This is a genomic window from Mycobacterium heckeshornense, from assembly GCF_016592155.1.
In the GTDB taxonomy this organism is placed as follows: Bacteria; Actinomycetota; Actinomycetes; order Mycobacteriales; family Mycobacteriaceae; genus Mycobacterium; species Mycobacterium heckeshornense.
In genome coordinates, this window is the sequence record NZ_AP024237.1 from 3,546,849 (window position 1) to 3,564,006 (window position 17,158).

Consider the following 17,158-nt stretch of genomic DNA (forward strand, 5'->3'; position numbering starts at 1 on the left):
CGCAACTACACCCGGGCCAGCCGCTGGTTGGTCACCCGAAGCTGGCGCATGGTGCTGTCCGCTAACGCCTCGATCTGCCCGCCCCGCAGCCGCCCGCACATCCGGCCCCAATGGATCGCCACCTCGTCACCGACGGCCACGTCGGGCACTGCGCAGTAGCCGTCCGCCCACACATCGAGTCGACGTGGCACGGGCTCTGACAGATCCAGCCGGTGCCCGTCCCAGGCCAGGACGCGGCATGACACCTCGACATCGTCGCCGTCGCGGGAAAGCACTGTGCCCCAAGTGATTCGGCAATTGTCTAAGACACTGAGCGGATGTTCGTCGACGCCCCGGCCTAACAGGCGCGACCACGGATAGATGCCGAACACGTGGAAGCAGTGGTTGGCCGCCGCCTCACGAACCAGATCCGGCCCCAGATGCGACCAGTAGTGACCCGCCTGTGGCCCGATGATGGCGAGCAGCTCATCCACGAACTGCACCGGATCGAGGTGGGCGCCGAGCCCACCGCCGAGCCAGTAGGACTCGACCAGACGGTGGTCCAACGGGTCGGCGATGCCGGTCATTTTCGACAAGACCTGCAAATACGGCCAGGCGCCGGCGAACTTCCTGGCCGCCGCTCGGATCTGCGCCACCGAGCCGTCCCGCAGCGTGGCTGCCAGCGGCGGGCCACAGTAGCCCAGGGCGTTGGGGGCATAGGCGTAGCGGGCGAACATCTCCGCCCCGCGAACCTCCAGCGCCGCCGCGGTCATGCCCGTCCTGACGACCCGACGAGCTTGGCGGCATCGCGGTGCATTCGCCCGAAGTTGTAGTAGGCCGCGCACGCTCCCTCGGGGGACACCATGCAGGTGCCGATCGGGGTCTCCGGAGTACAAGCGGTGCCGAAAACCTTGCACTCCCAAGGCTTAAGCACCCCTTTGAGCACTTCGCCGCATTGGCAGGCTTTAGGGTCGGCGACCCGCACACCGGGCATCGCATAGCGTAGTTCTGCGTCGAAGTCTGCGAAGTCGTCATTGAGCCGCAGTGCGCTCTGCGAAATGAAGCCCAATCCACGCCATTCGAAGTGCGGCCGCAGCGCGAACACCTTGGCCATCAGTGCCAGTGCTGCCGGGTTGCCGTTTTCGGGCACCACTCGCGAGTACTGGTTCTCCACCTCGCAGCGGCCCTCGCGAATCTGGCTTAACAGCATCGCCACCGACGCCAGGATGTCCAGCGGCTCGAAACCGGAGACTACTAACGGTTTTCCGTACACCTCAGGCACAAACCGGTACGGCCGGTTGCCGACGACCGTCGACACATGCCCGGGCCCGATGAAGCCGGACAGCCGCAGATCCGGTGATTCCAGGATGGCCTTGATCGGCGGCACGATCGTGACGTGGTTACAGAACACGCTGAAATTCGTCAACCCCAGTTCGCGGGCGCGCACCAAGGTCACCGCGGTGGAGGGAACCGTGGTCTCGAATCCGATGGCGAAGAACACCACCTGCTTGTCGGGCTTGTCGACCGCGATTTTCAGCGCGTCCAACGGTGAGTAGACGAACCGCACGTCGGCGCCGCGCGCCTTGGCGTCCAGCAGGTTGCCATTGGAGCCGGGCACTCGCATCATGTCGCCGAAGCAGGTGAAGATCACCTCGGGTTGCTCGGCCAGCCACATCGCGTCGTCGATGCGGCCCATCGGGATCACGCACACCGGGCAGCCCGGGCCGTGGACCAGCTCGACGTTCTCGGGCAGCAGGTGCTCGATGCCGTGACGGTAGATGGTGTGGGTGTGCCCGCCGCACACCTCCATGAACTTGAAATGCGCGCTGTCGCCGGCCAAGTGCTTGATCGCGACCAGCAGTCTGCGGGCCGCGGCAGGATCGCGGAACTCGTCGACGAATTTCATCAACAAAGCCTTTCAGTCAGACGATCGCGGTTGAATCGAAAGCTTCCATCTCGGTGGCGTACGCGTCGCCCATCTTCTTGACCGCCGCCAGCGTCAGCAATGCTTCGGTTTCGTCGATCTTGGCCATCGCGAAGCCGACGTGGACCAGCACCCAGTCATCGGGTTGTGGCATGTCGTTTTCCAGCAGCCTCACGCTGATCGTGCGCTGCACGCCGCTAACGTCGACCTTGGCCAAATAGTTTTCAGCGTCGGTGATTTCGACGATCCGCCCCGGTATTCCCAGACACATGTCAGCTCCACTCCTCAACAGATCCGCGGTAGCGGGTCACCGACGAGCATGTCGACGATACGGGTGCCCCCGAATCCCGTGCGCACCACGACAGTCTGCGCGGGCTCCGCCACGATCTGTCCGATCTCGGCCGCCTCGGCGCCAAGCGGATGCGACCGTAACGCCACCACCGCGGCCTCGGCTTCCTCCGGCGCCACGACGGCAACGAACTTGCCTTCGTTGGCGACGTAGAGCGGGTCGATGCCCAGCAGCTCGCACGCGCCACTGACCATGGGGTGCACCGGAAGCCGCTCTTCGTCGAGCACTACTGCCAGACCACACGCCTGCGCCAACTCGTTGCAGACGGTGCCCACCCCGCCGCGGGTGGGGTCGCGCAGCCACCGCGTGGCGGGGGCCGCCGCCAGCAGCAGCTCTACCAACGGGCTCACCGACGCGGCGTCAGAACGGATATCGGCTTCGATCGCCAAGTCACCGCGGGCCAGCATCACCGCCATACCGTGATCGCCCATCGAGCCCGACAGCAGCACCTTGTCGCCGGGACGTACCGACTCCGCGGACAGCCACCTGCCCTCGGGGATGACGCCGGCACCGGTCGTCGTGATAAACACCCCGTCTGCAGCGCCGTTGGGCACTACCTTGGTATCCCCGGCGACGATCTGCACACCGGTTTGGGCTGCGGCCGCGGCCATGTCGGCAACGATCTCCTTCAACTCAGCTATCGGGAAACCCTCTTCGAGGACGAATGCGGCCGAAATCCATTGCGGAACAGCGCCCGTCACCGCAAGATCGTTTGCGGTCCCGTGCACCGCCAGCTCGCCGATCGAGCCGCCTGGAAATCTCCTGGGCTGCACCACGAACGAGTCGGTCGACAGCACCAGCCGCTCGCCGCTCGGCAGGCTCAGAACAGCGCCATCGCCAAGCGGCTCCAGCAGCGGGTTTCGGAACGCTTCGACGAACACCGCGTCGACCAGTGCGGCTGACGCCTTTCCGCCGGCGCCGTGTGCCAGTGTGACATGTTCGTCGAGCAGCCGCGGCCGGCGTCTGCGAAACGATTCAATGCGCTCGATCACGTCATGCTCGGCGAAATGCGGGCCCGAGGAGAGGTATTCGCTTGTCGACTTGCTCATCAGGCCTCCGCTCGCTGACTGGCCATCCGATCGTGTACCGCCAACCACAGCTCATAGCCCAGCAGGGCTTGAGCTTCTTGGATCCGGTGCACGCTCTGCGAATGAACGACGAAGCACGCGTCGACGTCCCCGCTTTTGGCGAATGCGCCGCCTTCATATCCGGCGAAACCGACGGTGTACACGTCGCGACGACGTGCTTCGGCCAGTGCCGCCATCAGGTTCGGTGAGCTGCCGCTGGTGGACATCGCGATCGCGATGTCGCCCGGTTTGGCGCGGGCGATCAGCTGCCGGGCGAAAACGAGCTCGAAGCCGACGTCATTGCCCAGCGCGGTCAGGATCGCCTGGTCGGCGGTCAACGCCCAGGCCGGTAGCGGTGTCCCGACGGGTGGACGGGCGAATAGCCTTGCCAGCGTGGTGGAGTCGGTGCAGCTGCCACCGTTGCCGAAGGTAAATAGCCGTCCACCGGTGGCGAAGCGACTCGCGATTTCGGTGGCCGCCCGGTGCAGCAGTTCGGCGTTTTCTTCCAGAGTGCGGCGGCGCAGGGCCAGGCTCTCGCCCGCCTTGGCTTGCGCTGACGCGGCCAGGTCGGCCAGCAGCGACTTGGGATCGTTCTCCTGGGCGTCGATAAACGGGTACAAGAAGTTGGTGGGTTCGTCGGTCATCACACGTCCTCGTCCACTTTGCTAATCGCCGTTCCCGCGTGCACCAGCACCAGATCGCCGACGGCCACAGGGTCAACGAGCGCGGTGGCCACGGTCTCGATCCCCTTGGCGGTGCGCACCTGGGCCAGGCCGTCCGCTGACGGCACGACCACCTCGCCGAGCCGGCCTTCGTCGCTGCAGGTGACGCAAACGTCATCGGCGCATTGCTGTTTCAGCAAGCCCGGGTGCTCGAAGCAGACGTGGGTGAGCTCCCACAACAGGTGGTAGAACAGCACGAACCCACCGGTGGCGGGAACGCGGGGATCGGGGTCGTCGAGCCAGAGCACGTGGTCGGCGATCCCGGGCAGCGGCCGCTTCCCGCTGCCGATCCACACGGTGGTAACACCCCATGCCGGGCCTCGGCGCATTACCGAGCGCACCTGCGGATCGTCGGCGCCGGAAACCGCGATCACGATGTCACCGGGGCGCACCGAAACCCGCACCATGTCGATGACATCGGGACCGGTAATCGCCACGGCCGGCAACGCTCGCTTGCCGACGATCACCGGATGAATGAACTCGACCGCGATATGCAGGGCGTGCGGCTCCCAGCCGGGCGCGATGGACCACATGGTGGCGCCGGCTGCGAACCGCCTGGCCATGGTGAACGCGGTAGCGGCCAGATCCGCTGTCAGCTCCGCGCCCAGTCCGCGGTCGATCGCGGTGGTAGTCATCGCTTAACCACCTTCTCCTTATCGAACACGTGCCGCTGCACGGCGTCCTGGACCGCTCCGTCCATCGCGGTGAGCACGCAAACCGCGGCCTGGCCCAGCGCCAGTCCACCGTCGTTCGGTGGAACGGTATGATGGGTCAATACTTCAAATCCCGCCTCTTGCAGCTGCTTTCGGCATGAAGTCAAAAGCAGCACATTCTGGAACACCCCGCCGGTAAGGCCCACCAACGCCACGTCGCCCGCGACCAGGCTGACCACGTCCGCGACCGCGGCCGCGACGGCGTGGTGGAACCCGGCCGCGAGCTCGGCCGGCTTCGCCCCGGCGCGCAGCATCGACACCATCGCGCGGATCATGCCGAGCGGGTCGATCACCCCGCTGCGGCGCACATCCAGGCACAGCTGCGCCGGCCCGTCCGCCGTTTCGGCCAACACCTCCAGTTCGATCGCGGCCTGGGCCTCGTAGTCGATCCGCTGTCGCACACCCAGCAGCGAGGCCACCGCGTCGAACAGCCGACCCATGCTCGAACACGGGATGCAGCCCACGCTCGTTTCCAATTGCCAACGGCTAGCGCGCAATTCGGCAGGCGTTGCGGCCGCCACCGGGGGGAGATCGGGGGTCCAGTCGATGCCGGCGGTCCACAGCTGAGACAGCGCCATCCGCCACGGGTTGCGCACCGCGGCGTCGCCGCCGGGCAGCGGCACCGGCAGCAGGTGGCCGACCCGGGTGAATCGGTGGCTGTCGGGCCCGACAGCGAGAATCTCACCACCCCAGATAGTTCCGTCGCTGCCGTAGCCGGTGCCGTCGAAGGACACGCCGATGATCGGTTCGCCGAGCCGCCCCTGCTCGGCCAGCAACGAGACGACATGGGCATGGTGGTGCTGGACGAGGTCCAGGGGAAGGTCGCCGGCATGGCGCTCGGCCCAGCCGCGCGTCTGATACCCCGGATGCAGATCGGCAGCCAATCGCACTGGGTGCTGGCGGATTTCACTGAGCTGGGTGACTGCACGCTCGAACGCTCGCAGCGTCTCCAGGGTGGCCATGTCACCGATGTGACCGGACATGAATGCGCGCGAACCGTCGGTGAGACAGAAGGTGTTCTTCAGTTCCCCGCCCACCGCCAACACGGCAGGTCCGTCGCGGCCGAGGTCGACAGGTAGCGGCGCATAGCCACGCGATCGGCGGATCGGCAGTTCGTGGCCGTCGACCACGCGCACCACCGAGTCGTCGCAGGGTACGTGGATCGGCCGGTCGTGGTCGAGCACCGCGTCGCATAACTGCGAAAGTCGGTGCGCTGCATCGTCTTCTGTGAAGCAGATCGGTTCGTCGGAACGGTTGGCGCTGGTCAGCACCAGCGCATCCGGCACCGGGGCGTGGGCGCCCGGGACCGGCGCCAGCAGCAGGTGATGGATCGGCGAGTACGGCAGCATCAGCCCCAGCAGTGGGTTAGCGGGCGCGACAGCGTCGGCGACCGGTGCGTCTTTGCGCCGACGCAGCAACACGATGGGACGGGCGGGGCTGGTCAGGATCGCGGCCTCGTCGTCGTCGATGTGCGTGTAGCGACGGGCGACTTCCAGATCACGCACCAGCATGGCGAACGGTTTGGCGCCGCGCGCCTTTCGTGTGCGCAGCCTGGCGACCGCCGCCTCGTCGTCGACGACGCAGGCAAGATGGTAGCCACCGATGCCTTTGATCGCGACGATGGCTCTGGCTGCCAGCGCCTGCTGGGTGGCGGCAAGGGCTGCGTCGGCTCCCTCGATCCGCCGGCCCGCACCCGAAAACCACAGCGACGGGCCGCAGTCCGGGCAAGCGATGGGCTGGGCGTGAAATCGGCGGTTGGCGGGATCGCGGTATTCGGCGGCGCAACGCTCACACATGGCGAACGACGACATGGTGGTGGCCGGGCGATCGTAGGGCAACGCTTTGATGATGGTGAATCGCGGGCCGCAATTGGTACAGGTGACAAAGGGATGCCGGTAACGACGGTCGGCAGGGTCGAACAGCTCGGCGACGCAGGCGTCGCACACTGCGATGTCGGGTGGAATCGGCGTGGTGGTGCCCGGAACCGTCTGGCTTTCGACGATATGGAAACCAGCGTCGGCTCTGGCGTCGATGTCGACGACGTCGACCCGGTTGATCTTCGCCAGCGGTGGCGCATCGGCACGCAATCGGCGATTGAATTCGGCCAGACTTTGCCGCGGTCCCTGCACCTCCACAAAGACCGCACCCGAGTCGTTGCCGACGAAACCGGCCAGGCGCAGCTCGGTGGCGATCCGGTGTACAAAGGGCCGAAATCCGACGCCCTGGACCACCCCGGTAACGATGAACCGCTGCCGGGCGGTGTCAGCCCGCACCAACACGTCAGTCATGTCGACCGCCACGCGGCGTAATCCGCCGCGTGTCCCGTGCTACATGTGCCGGATCTTGAGGTAGCGGCGGGCATCGGGAAGAGACATGATGCCCATCGCCAGCGCGGCAACGGCTATGAGCCCCAGGATGCCGACAAACACCCAACCCACGATCTCCATGTCGATTTCCTTTCATTCGGAGGGCTGTGCTTCAAGCGGCTCAACCTCGTCGGGAGAGAAATACAGGTATCGGCCGTACCAGTCGTGCAGGTCCGCTGCCGGATCATCGTCGACGACGACGCCGAGATGCTTGTTGCCGTCGACGTCTTCGTGCACCGACGTGACACGAGCGGTCTTGCCCGCGACGAAAAGGTCTTGCGCATCGGCGCGGCGCGCTGGATGCAGCCGCACCCTGCTGCCTCTGGCCAACGGGATGCCATTCACCAGGATGGCGTCGGTCTCCGGGCGCACCGCGTTGTCCGCCAGCGGATCCCACCAGTCCACTCCCTCGGGTATTTCGGGGATGAGCCGCGCAACGGTGGCATCTGCGCTCTGATGGGGCTGGCGCAGCACGCCGTGCAGGCCCTGCATCTCTTCGGGCGACATCGCGTCGCAGCGTTCGATGATCCGGGCGGCCAGTGGATCGGTGGCGCGCGCCTGCGCCTTCTCCTCCTCGGTCATGGTCATCACCCGCAGGGTGAGTATCTCGTCGATCTCGGTGGCGTCGTACAGCGCAGTCTGGCTCTGCTCGGCGATTTCGGGATGGTCGTAGAGAATGATCGGCGAGATCAGCAGCAGATCGCGATCACCAGCTGCGCCGGCCAGCACCGGAAAGCATCGGTGCTGCTCGCAACGTCCTGCGGCAGCTGCGGCGTACTCTGGCGGCTCAAGCAACGAAATAAACTCTCCTCCAATAACTTCCGCAATCATGTGGCTGCCAATCAACGATCTGGCGATCGCGTCGTCTTTATCCGTCGCCGGTGCACCGGTGTTCTGGAGGGTAACGGTGACACGGTCCAGTGCACCATCACCTTCGACTCCGACGGAGAGCAACCCACGAATCTCCCGCCTCGTGCGCACCAGTCGACCACCGGCGACCGCTTCGATGTCGGTTCCCGCCGGAGCGGTCACGGGAACAGTCCACAACCCCGGCTGCTCAGCGAATTCGAAAGGACCGAAGCACAACTCGCATTCCACCGCTTCGTCCCACGAAATCCACGAACCCGCCGCCGTCGTCAGTTTGTCAACGGGTTGATAGCGCCCGCACCCCATGTCGCGCTCGGCACCGCGATGCTGCAGTTGCAAGAATCGCACCACCAGTTTGACGGCATCCGCAGCGTCAACGAGAAACTGCGCCGACATATCCGCGTCCTCGCCGATCCCTGCTGCAGCGGCGCCGGGGGGACCGAGAACTCCGAACTGCCAACGTGATTGGTTCTTGCGGGACGTCGCGCGGTACGGATACAGCAGGTAGCCCTCATACAGCACGGCATCGGCGACGCTGCGGGCGCGGTCCCAGTTTGCGCTCATGGGACCTCCTCGCGGGCGGCGGCCAGCAGCGCGGTGACCGCATCGTCGAGATCCAGGAAGCCGCGCGCGTACTTATACGCAGCCAGCGCCGTCACCGTGTCGTGAGAAAGCCTGACCCATCCGCTGTTCGGGTAGTGCTGCTGGATGAGATCCCGCCACACGGCGACCGGCATGTCGTATCGGTCCTCGCAGTCCCACGGCACTTGCTGGACCGAAAAGCCACGCTCGCCCGCCATGAATACCGTTCCGCTGAAAAGAAATTGCAGCGGCACTACGCCATCGCGCAATGCATGGAAGTACTTGGCCGCGGCGACCTCGAAGTCGTAGGTGCACGGCAGCCCGAGGGCTAATTCGGTGGCGCCGGTGAATCCCGGCACCATTGCCGCGCAGTGCTGCCAGACAAAGCTTCGCTGGGTGCTCGCCCATCGTTGGCGCGGCCCGAACAAATCGGCCAGCCCGGCAGCCTCCTCGTCGGAATAACTGCGCCGCAACGGATCGATGCGAACCTGGCAGCGCAGGGCGATGGCGTGCACCGGTTGGTCGTCGGGCACCGAAATCGCCACCCGCGCGGTCAGCGTGGGCGTGACGGCGTAGGCTTCGGGGACCACGTCGATGACGTCAAAGTCGAGGTCGGCCGTGGTCATGGTCGTCGCTCCGCACTGCGCGCGGCGAGCGTGGCGAAGAAGTCATCGATGAAATCGCGGGCGTCCTGGCCCCCGTCGAAACCGCGCCACAATTTCCGCAGGGTCCCGACGAATTCGTAGCAGGCGTCGATGGGCACCAGGTAACAGATCGGGTCTCCCGCGTCGGATATGCGCACCAGCAGCGCTTCCACGTCGTCGGCGAGCAGGCCCACGCGGGGTTCGGTGGCGCTAATGGCGGTCCAGGCGTCCAAGTCGAGTTCGGACTCGGTGGCGCCGGCGGGCCCGGGATAGAACGCGACAATGCGACCCAGCGTCGAGTTACGGAAGAAAAACGTCACTCCGACCGGAATCTGCAGCCCCTCCCAGGCGCGCCGGTCCAGCCGGAAATCGGGGAATGCCAGGTAACGGTCCGGGACCGCGCGGTACTTCAAGTCGGCATGCTGGTCAGTGAACAGCAGGTAGCAGGCTCGGCACACGCACATCAATTGGCGGGCAGGGATATTCACGACGTGCTGGTGCGAATCCGCGATCGCTTCCGAGCACATGTCGCATCGCTGGCCGACGGGCGCGGGCGCACGCCGGCCGGTGATCCGGGACAGCACATCGTAGGCGCTCGTCATGCGCGCCGCTCCTTCTCATTCGCGTCGCTGTGCACCGACGCCGGCGCGGTCATGCCGGTGCTCCCATCGGCTCGGTGGGCACCGCCACCGACAGCACCCCGTCGCGAACCAGCAGCGGGAAGGGGTCCAGATGTGCCGCGGGATCGCCCAGCCCGGCGCCGGCGTGCACGATGTCGAAATCACTGCGACATCGCGGGCAACGCAAGACCGGTCCACCGGCGTTGTCCGAAGCCCGTAACGCCGCACCGGCCAGCGACCCGTCGCATACCGGACAGTTGTCGCGGTAGGCGTACAACTGCTCACCGACCCGGCAGACAAGTATGGATAGGCCCGCGACGAGGAACCCGCCCACTTCGCCGGGCACCAAGTCGGCTATCTCGGGCACCTGGTGCCACGCAGCGCCGGTCGAATGCACCTTCGCCAGCAGTGATGCGGCCGGGATTACCCGCCCCGAATCAGCTTCGGCCGCAACGACTTCGATCGACGAAATCTCCGGCGCTGCGGCACGCACGGCATCCTCGACGGCCAATTCCAACGTCACCGCCGACGACGGGCAGCTCTTGCAGCTACCGGAAAACCGCAAGCGAACGGTGTCATCAACGATGTCGAGCAGATGCACGTCGCCGCCGTGGGAACCCAGGTAGGGCCGGACGCGGTCCAATGCGTCTGCGACCCTGCGCTCGACGTCGTGCGGGTGCAGCCCGTGCACCAGCAGCAGGCTGGCCACCAGGTCGTCGCCGGCCAGCCGCGCGATGAGTCCCGGATCGCCGATCATCTCCACGATCCGTCTAAGACCCGCGCCGTAGAGCTCGACTACCTCGCGGACCAGCTGCTCGGCGCGCTCACGCGCAACGGACCCGGCCGCCGACGTGGCGTCCAGCAGCGTCTGGATCCGATCGCCCGCCGTGCGCCATTGCGCGTCCCCCTCGAACTCCTCGGGGCGATCTGCCATCCATCACTCCCCGGTAGCTGCTTGTGTCGGCGAGTGCAGTCGCTCCAGCGTCTTGCCCTTGCCCAGGTACATGTGCACTCCGCACGGCAGACACGGGTCGAAACTGCGTACCGTGCGCATGATGTCGATGCCCTTGAAATGCTCGCGGTCGTTCTCCTCGAAGATCGGCTGACCTTGCACCGCGTCCTCGTAAGGCCCCGGCGTGCCGTAGAAGTCGCGCGGGTTGGCGTTCCACGGCGTCGGCGGATACGGGTGGTAGTTGGCGATCTTGCCGTCGCGGATCACCATGTGGTGGCTGAGCACTCCACGCACTGCCTCGGTGAAACCGCAGCCGATGCCTTCTTTGGGCACCTCGAACTTTTCCCAGGTCTTGGTGCGACCGGCCCGGATCTCGGCGAGCGCCTTCTCGGCGAAGTGCAGCGCACACGCGGCCGCATAGGCCTGGAAGTAGGTCCGCGCCCGATCGCGCTCGATGGTGTTAGACCCATGCCGGGGAATCTTCCACTCGAATTCGACCGGGCCCTTGAGCGCGGTCTTGGGCAGGTTGATCTGCACGGAATGCCCGGTGGATTTGACGTAACCGATGTCGACCAGGCCGCCCAGCGCGGTCGCCCATAGCCGCGCCAGCGGCCCGCCGCCGGTATCGAGTGCCAGGTAGTCACCGTTGTGGAACCAGCGGGGCGACATTACCCAGCTGTACTTGCCACCGTCCATGTCCCGCTTCTGTGGGTGTGGCAGGGTGTGCTGGTTCCACGGGTGCCGACGGTCCACCGGATTACCCAGCGGGTCGGTCTCGACGAACATCTCCTGATCGGTCCAGTCGTCGTAATACGAACTGCCCAAAAGAATCCGGATGCCCAGGTTGATGTCGACCAGCGAAGTGGTGACCAGCTTGCCGTCGACCACTACTCCGGGTGTGACGAACATCTTCCGGCCCCAGGACTCCATATCCCGGTAGTCGAAGTTGCAGTGTTCGGGATCCTGGAACGAACCCCAGCAGCCCAGCAGGGTGCGTCGCAAACCGACCTTCTCATAACCGGGCATCGCCTCGTAGAAGAAGTCGAACAGGTCGTCGTGCATGGGCACGACCTTCTTCATGAACTCGACGTAGCGCATCAGCCGGCTCATGTAGTCGGTCATCAACTGCACGGTCGCAGTGGTGCCGATGCCGCCCGGGTACAGCGTGGACGGGTGCACGTGCCTGCCCTCCATGAGGCAGAACATTTCCCGTGTGTACCGGCTGGTTTGCAGTGCCTCGCGGTAAAACTCGCCGCTGAACGGGTTGAGCGCCCGCATGATGTCGGCGATGGTCTTGTACCCGTGCATATCAGCGTGGGGCGCGGGGGTGTTTTCCGCTTGAGCCAGCACGCCGGGGTTGGTCTCGGAGACCATCTTTTCGCAGAAGTCCACACCAACCAGGTTCTCCTGGAAGATGTTGTGGTCGAACATGTATTCCGCGGCCTCGCCGAGGTTAATCAGCCACTCGGCCAGGTGCGGCGGCTTGACACCGTAAGCCATGTTCTGCGTGTAACACGAGCACGTGCAGTGGTTGTCGCCGCAGATTCCGCAGATGCGGCTGGTGATGAAGTGTGCATCGCGGGGATCCTTGCCCCTCATGAAAAGCGAGTAGCCACGGAAAATCGACGAGGTGGAATGACACTCGACCACTTCTTTGTTGTCGAAGTCGATCTTGGTGTAAATACCGAGACTGCCGACGATCCGGGTGATGGGGTCCCACGCCATCTCGACCAGTTGGCCGGGTTCACGCTTGGCCTGGGTCGGCTCGGGAATAATCCTTGTCATCGAAGTTCACTCTTTTCTTCGTGTGAGTGCTGCGCCGCGTCACCAGGTGCGGCGCGCACCCGTCAGGAGTTCGGTACCCTTGCGCCGCCAACGCGGCTCTTTGTCGACGGTGCGGTTGGTGATACCGCGCAAGTTGCGGATCAGCGAGCCGTACAAGCCCGACGCGGTAGTTGACACTTTGCCGCCCGGCGGCTCGTCCATGAACGGCATGAACTTGTCCGGGAAACCGGGCATGGTGCAACCGATGCAGATGCCTCCGACGTTGGGGCAGCCGCCGATACCATTGATCCAACCACGCTTGGGCACGTTGCACTTCACGACCGGGCCCCAACAGCCCAGCTTCACAATGCATTTCGGCGACCCGTACTCCGTGGCGAAGTCGCCCTGCTCGTAGTAGCCGGCCCGGTCGCACCCCTCGTGCACGGTGTTGCCGAAGAGCCACTGCGGTCGCAGCGCGTCATCTAGCGGGATCATCGGTGCTTGCCCGGTGGCCATGTAGAGCAGGTAGGTCAACGTCTCGGCCAGGTTGTCCGGATGGATCGGGCAGCCTGGCACGCAGACGATCGGAATGCCCGCTTTGCTCTTCCAGTCCCAGCCAAGGTAGTCCGGAACGCCCATGGCGCCGGTCGGATTGCCCGCCATCGCGTGGATGCCGCCGTAGGTGGCGCAGGTTCCGGCTGCCACGATCGCAGTTGCCTTGGGCGCAAGGCGGTCCAGCCACTCGCTGGTGGTCATCGGCTGACCCGTCGCGGGATTGTTGCCGAAACCGCACCAATAGCCTTCGGTTTTGATTTGCTCGTTGGGGATGGAACCCTCCACGACGAGCACAAATGGTTCGAGTTCACCGCGATCAGCTTTGAAGAACCACTCGAGAAAATCGTCCGCTCCGCCGCTGGGGCCGCATTCGAAGTCGATAAGCGGCCAATGCACGGCGATCTTAGGCAGCCCGGGGAGCGCGCCGAGAGCGATCTCCTCCACGCTCGGTTGGGTGGCGGCAGTCAACGCCACCGAATCGCCGTCACAACTCAAACCCGCGTTGATCCAGAGCACATGGATGAGGGTGTCTTCCGCTTTGACTGCTGCTTCCGTTGGCATGCTGCAGCTTTCCGGGGCTGGGATGAGCTGTGGCCCCTGACGCCGCCGGAGTCGACCGTCGGCCCACTTACGCGGCGCTATTTGCTGGTTTACTCGCGCCGCGATATGTTGTCAACGGCCTCTTGCGGTCACGGAAAATCAGCATCTACTTCCTCGAATTCGCCGCGTTGCGTCGACGCAGAAGGTAGGCTTGAACAGGAGATAACGGCGGCTGCGAGCCGCCTAGGTGTGTATTCCGTCATTTTGTGCGATAACCGTCATGCGAATTATTTGCAAGTCGGCACCTGCGAATTAATTGCAGTTAGCTGGCCGGTAGATTTGCCGCCTGTTTCGCGGCGTAACCGAGCTATCCTGAAGCGGCGGGGCGCACCGTGAGGCACCATGGACCGTGACGAGCTGTTCGCCTCGATCGAGGCGGCGCGCCCCGGTCGTGATGACGTCGTGTATCTCGAACGACGTGCCGGGGATTACCACTGTCGGATTGTGCCCGCCGGCGGCGAAGGCGTCGGCGTAAGGGTGTCGGGGGAACCCGAACCCGACGCGTGGATGGCGTTGTCGGTGGCGTGGCCTTTTGATGATCCGAAGCGGTTGAGGGCATTCTTCGACGATCTACTCGCCGAGCTGGAGTCGATGGCCTCACGCACCGATCGGTGCCGCTGGCCGCTCGACGAGCCGTGGCCACACTTCCATTGACCGACGGGACAGCGTGGATTACCGCATCACAGCAGACGACCGGGCTCGGTTCAAACGGTGCCGACGAGAATGGGATTTCGCCTCGCCGCACCGCCGCGATCTCGAGCCGGTCGGCACCGCCGATTCCGCGTTACCGGCCGCCGTCAAAGACGCGCTGGCGGTCTACTACTACCCGGGCACCTGGGACTGGCCATCCGAACTGAAGCAATCGCTGGTGCGCAAGGCCGCCGAGCGTTCCCTCGACGACGCTGATGCGACCGATTTGCTGCCGACGGCGATCACGCTGCTCGACACCTACGACGCATGGGCGAGCATGGTCGACGACTTCGCTCCGGTGAAGGTCGGGCCCGAGGTCCAAGGGTTGGTGCCCGATCCGCGCGACCCGGAACGAGGATTGCAGACCGCGGACGGGGCGGCGGTGATCTACACCTGCCGAATCGATCTGCTGGCCGTCGACGGCGCCGACGAATACTGGGTGGTTGGCCACCGGATCGGCAACGCATGGCAGGACCTGGAGATGTTGATCCGCGACGAGGCTGCTGTCGCACAATGCTGGGCATGGGAGCAGGAGTATCTCGGGATGGAGATATCGGGCACGATCCACAACGAGATACGCCTCACCGGTCCACCTGATCGGCCCTCGGCTACCGGCAGTCCGGCAAGTCGGGTGCGTCAAAGCGAGGGCAGCGGGGGCGGTCGAACGATCCCGCAGCACCGACGGTTGTCCGCGCGCGCATCACGCGCCGACGACTCGGCCCGCATTCAGCAGTGCACGGTGGGTCCGCTGCGGCGAACCCGGATCCGCCGCAGCCGCGCCGAGATCGGCGCGGTAGGCGCCCTGATCGGTTCCGAGGCCCTCGACATGAGCGGCAATCCCGCGATCTATCCGACGTTCGCCCCTCACTGTCAGACCTGCCAATTCAGTGCCCCGTGTCTGGCTCTCAGCGGCGGAGCTGATCCGGAACCTATTCTCGCAGCACAGTTTCGGCGCCACCTGCCCGAGAATCGTCACAAGCCAAGACTGGGCCAGTCCACCTGGGGCTTCGGCAGGGGTGCCGCACCGCCGCCGTGGTGATCGCGTCACGGGCACGGGTATTGCTCGCTGTCGCATAACCCGGCCAGCATGGCCTCCGTCAGCGACGGGCGGGGTCTCCGCGGCAACCAGCGCGGAAACGAACCGGCCCCTGGATGTCCGAGCGGGTGATCCGTTCGGCCGCGGGCTAGTTCTGCCCGCAAGCCGAAAGGACGAGTTCGCGCACCCGCGCCGCGTCGGCCTGGCCCTTGGTGGCCTTCATGACCGCGCCAACGATGGCGCCGGCCGCCTGCACTTTGCCACCCCGGATTTTCTCAACGATGTCGGGGTTGGCGGCCAGCGCTTCGTCAACCGCGGCCTGGATCAGCGCGTCGTCGCGCACCACCGCAAGGCCGCGGGCGTTCATCACCTGTTCGGGCTCGCCTTCGCCCGCCAGCACGCCTTCAACGACCTGGCGGGCCAGCTTGTTCGACAGCTTGCCCTGCTCGACCAGTGCGATAACGGCGGCGACCTGTTTGGGGCTGATGGGCAATTCGTCGAGCTCGACGCGGGCCTCGTTGGCCTTCTGCACCAGGAAGTTCCCCCACCAGGCGCGGGCCGCGTCGCTGGGCGCGCCGTGCTCGACCGTCGCGATGACCAGGTCGACGGCACCGGCGTTGACCAGATCGCGCATTACCTCGTCGGAAAGCCCCCACTCCTGCTGAATCCTCTTGCGGCGCAACCACGGTAGCTCCGGGATAGTTTGGCGCAGCCGGTCGACCAGCTCGGTGCTGGGAGCGATCGGCTCCAGGTCTGGCTCCGGGAAATACCGGTAGTCCTGGGCGGTCTCTTTGGTGCGGCCGGGGCTGGTGTAGCCCGCTTCGTGGAAGTGCCGGGTTTCTTGGATCACCCGGTCACCAGATGCCAGGACAGCGCCCTGTCGCTGCATTTCGTAACGGACCGCGACTTCGACGCTCTTGAGCGAGTTGACGTTCTTGGTCTCGGTGCGGATACCGAATTCTGTTGTGCCGATCGGCTTTAACGACACGTTGGCGTCGCAGCGCATCGAACCCTGGTCCATGCGGACGTCGGAGACGCCCAGGGCGCGCAACAGGTCTCGCAGCGCGGTCACATAGGCGCGGGCAATCTGGGGTGCTTTGGCGCCGGTCCCTTCAATGGGCTTGGTGACGATTTCGATCAGTGGCACGCCCGAGCGGTTGTAGTCGATCAGCGACGTAGTCGCCCCTTCGATGCGACCGGTGTCGCTACCGAGGTGGGTTAGTTTGCCGGTGTCTTCTTCCATGTGCGCGCGTTCGATGCCGACCCGCCAACTGGTGCCGTCCGGCAGCGGCACATCCAGGTACCCGTTGACCGCGATTGGTTCGTCGTACTGGGAGATCTGGTAGTTCTTCGGCATGTCCGGATAGAAGTAGTTCTTCCGCGCGAAGCGGCACCACGGCGCGATCTCACAGTTGAGGGCCAGCCCGATCCGGATCGCCGACTCCACCGCAGCCTGGTTGAGCACGGGCAGCGAGCCGGGCAGCCCCAGACACACCGGGCATACCTGGGTGTTGGGTTCGGCGCCGAATGCGGTGGGACAGCCGCAGAACATCTTGGTGGCGGTGGATAGCTCGACGTGCACCTCCAACCCGAGTACCGGCTCGTAGCGTGCGACGACCTCGTCGTAGTCGAGCAGCTCGACGCCAGCGACCTTTGCGGCAACCGTCATGGCTTCGATCGTAGTGAAGACACGACGTCGTGCTGGCCGGCATGCCCCGAGCCGTGCCG

General features: G+C 65.2%; 17 protein-coding genes. 2 read left to right on the forward strand and 15 right to left on the reverse strand.

Features of this window, described 5'->3' with window-relative positions:
• Positions 1-5: 5 nt before the first annotated feature.
• From MHEC_RS17095 to MHEC_RS17155, 14 genes are read right to left on the reverse strand one after another with little or no spacing between them, the layout of a single operon-like run.
• Complete coding sequence (locus MHEC_RS17095; protein WP_048890810.1) at positions 6-752, reverse strand: DUF6390 family protein; 747 nt, start codon at positions 750-752, stop codon at positions 6-8.
• On the reverse strand, positions 749-1,885 hold the full coding sequence (gene hypD / locus MHEC_RS17100; RefSeq protein WP_048890811.1) for a hydrogenase formation protein HypD: 1,137 nt from the start codon (positions 1,883-1,885) through the stop codon (positions 749-751). The genes MHEC_RS17095 and hypD overlap by 4 nt, the downstream gene beginning before the upstream one ends.
• Positions 1,886-1,901: 16 nt before the next feature.
• The gene (locus MHEC_RS17105) at positions 1,902-2,174 is read right to left on the reverse strand and encodes a HypC/HybG/HupF family hydrogenase formation chaperone (protein WP_003922127.1); all 273 of its coding nucleotides are present in this window, start codon (positions 2,172-2,174) and stop codon (positions 1,902-1,904) included.
• A 14-nt stretch (positions 2,175-2,188) separates the two neighbouring features.
• Positions 2,189-3,301, reverse strand: a complete 1,113-nt coding sequence (hypE, locus tag MHEC_RS17110) for a hydrogenase expression/formation protein HypE (protein ID WP_082169773.1) — start codon at positions 3,299-3,301, stop codon at positions 2,189-2,191.
• Positions 3,301-3,963 carry a D-sedoheptulose-7-phosphate isomerase gene (locus MHEC_RS17115; RefSeq protein WP_048890812.1) on the reverse strand — a complete coding sequence of 221 codons (663 nt, stop codon included), beginning with the start codon at positions 3,961-3,963 and terminating at the stop codon, positions 3,301-3,303. The genes hypE and MHEC_RS17115 overlap by 1 nt, the downstream gene beginning before the upstream one ends.
• Positions 3,963-4,676 (reverse strand): HypC/HybG/HupF family hydrogenase formation chaperone, encoded by a 714-nt coding sequence (locus MHEC_RS17120; RefSeq protein ID WP_048890813.1) that lies wholly within the window; start codon positions 4,674-4,676, stop codon positions 3,963-3,965. The genes MHEC_RS17115 and MHEC_RS17120 overlap by 1 nt, the downstream gene beginning before the upstream one ends.
• Positions 4,673-7,042 (reverse strand): carbamoyltransferase HypF, encoded by a 2,370-nt coding sequence (gene hypF, locus MHEC_RS17125; RefSeq protein ID WP_048890893.1) that lies wholly within the window; start codon positions 7,040-7,042, stop codon positions 4,673-4,675. The genes MHEC_RS17120 and hypF overlap by 4 nt, the downstream gene beginning before the upstream one ends.
• 39 nt (positions 7,043-7,081) lie before the next feature.
• Positions 7,082-7,201 carry a DUF6893 family small protein gene (locus MHEC_RS25095; protein WP_099869093.1) on the reverse strand — a complete coding sequence of 40 codons (120 nt, stop codon included), beginning with the start codon at positions 7,199-7,201 and terminating at the stop codon, positions 7,082-7,084.
• 12 nt (positions 7,202-7,213) lie between these two features.
• The gene (locus MHEC_RS17130) at positions 7,214-8,551 is read right to left on the reverse strand and encodes a hypothetical protein (protein WP_048890814.1); all 1,338 of its coding nucleotides are present in this window, start codon (positions 8,549-8,551) and stop codon (positions 7,214-7,216) included.
• Positions 8,548-9,195 (reverse strand): DUF6084 family protein, encoded by a 648-nt coding sequence (locus tag MHEC_RS17135; RefSeq protein WP_048890815.1) that lies wholly within the window; start codon positions 9,193-9,195, stop codon positions 8,548-8,550. The genes MHEC_RS17130 and MHEC_RS17135 overlap by 4 nt, the downstream gene beginning before the upstream one ends.
• On the reverse strand, positions 9,192-9,815 hold the full coding sequence (locus MHEC_RS17140) for a DUF5947 family protein (protein WP_048890816.1): 624 nt from the start codon (positions 9,813-9,815) through the stop codon (positions 9,192-9,194). The genes MHEC_RS17135 and MHEC_RS17140 overlap by 4 nt, the downstream gene beginning before the upstream one ends.
• 49 nt (positions 9,816-9,864) lie before the next feature.
• Positions 9,865-10,767: a NifU family protein gene (locus MHEC_RS17145; protein ID WP_048890817.1), complete on the reverse strand. Its 903-nt coding sequence runs from the start codon at positions 10,765-10,767 to the stop codon at positions 9,865-9,867.
• Between the two features lie 3 nt (positions 10,768-10,770).
• Entirely contained in the window at positions 10,771-12,570 is a 1,800-nt protein-coding gene (locus tag MHEC_RS17150) for a nickel-dependent hydrogenase large subunit (RefSeq protein WP_048890818.1), read from the reverse strand.
• A gap of 39 nt (positions 12,571-12,609) precedes the next feature.
• Positions 12,610-13,665, reverse strand: coding sequence for an NADH-quinone oxidoreductase subunit B family protein (locus MHEC_RS17155; protein WP_003922140.1), 1,056 nt, complete (start codon positions 13,663-13,665; stop codon positions 12,610-12,612).
• 381 nt (positions 13,666-14,046) lie between these two features.
• Here MHEC_RS17155 and MHEC_RS17160 point away from each other — a divergent pair, with 381 nt between their 5' ends.
• On the forward strand, positions 14,047-14,358 hold the full coding sequence (locus MHEC_RS17160) for a hypothetical protein (RefSeq protein WP_048890819.1): 312 nt from the start codon (positions 14,047-14,049) through the stop codon (positions 14,356-14,358).
• A 13-nt stretch (positions 14,359-14,371) separates the two neighbouring features.
• Positions 14,372-15,433 (forward strand): hypothetical protein, encoded by a 1,062-nt coding sequence (locus MHEC_RS17165; RefSeq protein WP_048890820.1) that lies wholly within the window; start codon positions 14,372-14,374, stop codon positions 15,431-15,433.
• Positions 15,434-15,578: 145 nt separating this feature from the next.
• On the opposite strand, the gene gatB is transcribed toward MHEC_RS17165, so the two are convergent.
• Positions 15,579-17,099, reverse strand: coding sequence for an Asp-tRNA(Asn)/Glu-tRNA(Gln) amidotransferase subunit GatB (gene gatB, locus MHEC_RS17170; protein WP_048890821.1), 1,521 nt, complete (start codon positions 17,097-17,099; stop codon positions 15,579-15,581).
• Positions 17,100-17,158 lie beyond the last annotated feature (59 nt).

Bases quoted from the DNA above. Each gene is read 5' to 3' on its own strand.
- MHEC_RS17095 (WP_048890810.1), bottom strand. From the start codon at position 752: ATGACCGCGGCGGCGCTGGAGGTTCGCGGGGCGGAGATGTTCGCCCGC.
- hypD (WP_048890811.1), bottom strand. From the start codon at position 1,885: ATGAAATTCGTCGACGAGTTCCGCGATCCTGCCGCGGCCCGCAGACTG.
- MHEC_RS17105 (WP_003922127.1), bottom strand. From the start codon at position 2,174: ATGTGTCTGGGAATACCGGGGCGGATCGTCGAAATCACCGACGCTGAA.
- hypE (WP_082169773.1), bottom strand. From the start codon at position 3,301: ATGAGCAAGTCGACAAGCGAATACCTCTCCTCGGGCCCGCATTTCGCC.
- MHEC_RS17115 (WP_048890812.1), bottom strand. From the start codon at position 3,963: ATGACCGACGAACCCACCAACTTCTTGTACCCGTTTATCGACGCCCAG.
- MHEC_RS17120 (WP_048890813.1), bottom strand. From the start codon at position 4,676: ATGACTACCACCGCGATCGACCGCGGACTGGGCGCGGAGCTGACAGCG.
- hypF (WP_048890893.1), bottom strand. From the start codon at position 7,042: ATGACTGACGTGTTGGTGCGGGCTGACACCGCCCGGCAGCGGTTCATC.
- MHEC_RS25095 (WP_099869093.1), bottom strand. From the start codon at position 7,201: ATGGAGATCGTGGGTTGGGTGTTTGTCGGCATCCTGGGGCTCATAGCC.
- MHEC_RS17130 (WP_048890814.1), bottom strand. From the start codon at position 8,551: ATGAGCGCAAACTGGGACCGCGCCCGCAGCGTCGCCGATGCCGTGCTG.
- MHEC_RS17135 (WP_048890815.1), bottom strand. From the start codon at position 9,195: ATGACCACGGCCGACCTCGACTTTGACGTCATCGACGTGGTCCCCGAA.
- MHEC_RS17140 (WP_048890816.1), bottom strand. From the start codon at position 9,815: ATGACGAGCGCCTACGATGTGCTGTCCCGGATCACCGGCCGGCGTGCG.
- MHEC_RS17145 (WP_048890817.1), bottom strand. From the start codon at position 10,767: ATGGCAGATCGCCCCGAGGAGTTCGAGGGGGACGCGCAATGGCGCACG.
- MHEC_RS17150 (WP_048890818.1), bottom strand. From the start codon at position 12,570: ATGACAAGGATTATTCCCGAGCCGACCCAGGCCAAGCGTGAACCCGGC.
- MHEC_RS17155 (WP_003922140.1), bottom strand. From the start codon at position 13,665: ATGCCAACGGAAGCAGCAGTCAAAGCGGAAGACACCCTCATCCATGTG.
- MHEC_RS17160 (WP_048890819.1), top strand. From the start codon at position 14,047: ATGGACCGTGACGAGCTGTTCGCCTCGATCGAGGCGGCGCGCCCCGGT.
- gatB (WP_048890821.1), bottom strand. From the start codon at position 17,099: ATGACGGTTGCCGCAAAGGTCGCTGGCGTCGAGCTGCTCGACTACGAC.